The organism is Pantoea sp. Ap-967 (assembly GCF_011752565.1).
In the GTDB taxonomy this organism is placed as follows: Bacteria; Pseudomonadota; Gammaproteobacteria; order Pseudomonadales; family Pseudomonadaceae; genus Aquipseudomonas.
In genome coordinates this window covers 1-1232 of sequence record NZ_VWXK01000078.1, presented here as the reverse complement: position 1 = coordinate 1232, position 1232 = coordinate 1, and the positions used below count along the sequence as shown (strand labels likewise).

At 65.9% G+C, this 1232-nt stretch carries 1 protein-coding gene; it reads left to right on the top strand.

Annotated features, from left to right (window positions below):
* Positions 1–1232, top strand: a 1232-nt coding sequence (locus F3J45_RS29550; protein WP_167070874.1) for an amino acid adenylation domain-containing protein, incomplete at both ends; no start/stop codon positions are given.

The window sequence follows — 1232 nt, the reverse complement described above, 5'->3', positions numbered from 1 at the left end:
TACGACCTTGAGCAGACCCTGCATGGGATGATCGAGGCGCAGGTGCTGCGTTCGCCCGAGGCGGTGGCGGTTCGCGCTGAAGAAGGCGAGTTGAGCTACCGCGCGTTGAACGAGCAGGCCAACCGCCTGGCTCACTACCTCATCGATTTGGGCGTCAAGCCTGATGACCGCGTGGCGATCTGCGTGGAACGCGGCCTGTCGATGGTGGTTGGCTTGCTGGCCATTCTCAAGGCTGGCGGCGCCTACGTGCCGGTCGATCCGGATTACCCGGCTGAGCGGGTCCGGCATATGTTGACCGACAGCGCGCCGGTGGCGGTGCTGGTGCATGCGGCAACGCGGCATGTGCCGGAAACGGGCCGCATCATCGACCTGGACCAGCCAACGTGGGCCGAACAACCTTCAACTAACCCGGTGGTGGCGGCCCTGACGCCACGCCATCTGGCCTACGTGATCTATACCTCCGGCTCCACCGGCCTGCCCAAGGGGGTGATGAACGAACACGCCGGTGTGGTGAACCGCCTGCTGTGGATGCAAGACGCCTACGGCTTGAATGCCGAAGACGTGGTGCTGCAGAAAACCCCGTTCAGCTTCGATGTGTCGGTATGGGAATTCCTCTGGCCACTGCAAACCGGCGCCCGCCTGGTCATGGCCCGCCCCGGCGGCCACCGCGACCCAGACTACCTGCGCCAGGTAATCGAGCACGAAGCCATCACCACCCTGCATTTCGTCCCCTCGATGCTGGACGTCTTCCTATCCTCCGCCCCCGATACCACCGCGCTCCCTGTAGGAGCGGGCTTGCCCGCGATCACCGGCGAAGCCGGTGCCATCCTCCATGCTTCACCCCTGAAACGGGTCCTGTGCAGCGGTGAAGCTCTACCAGGCAGCCTGGTCCGTCGCTTCCACACGCAACTCCCGGGCATCGACCTGCACAACCTCTACGGCCCAACCGAAGCCGCCGTCGATGTCAGTGCCTGGCACTGCCTGACCGCCCCGGACAACACCCCCATCGGCAAACCCATCGCCAACACCACCCTGTACGTCCTCGACCCCCAGGGCCAACCCGTCCCCCAAGGTGTCACCGGCGAGCTGTTCATCGGCGGCGTACAGGTCGCCCGTGGCTACCTCAACCGCGCCGAGCTCACCGCCGAACGCTTCCTCGACGACCCGTTCGCCCCAGGTGGGCGCCTGTACCGCACCGGTGACCTGGCCCGCCACCGCGCCGACGGCAACCT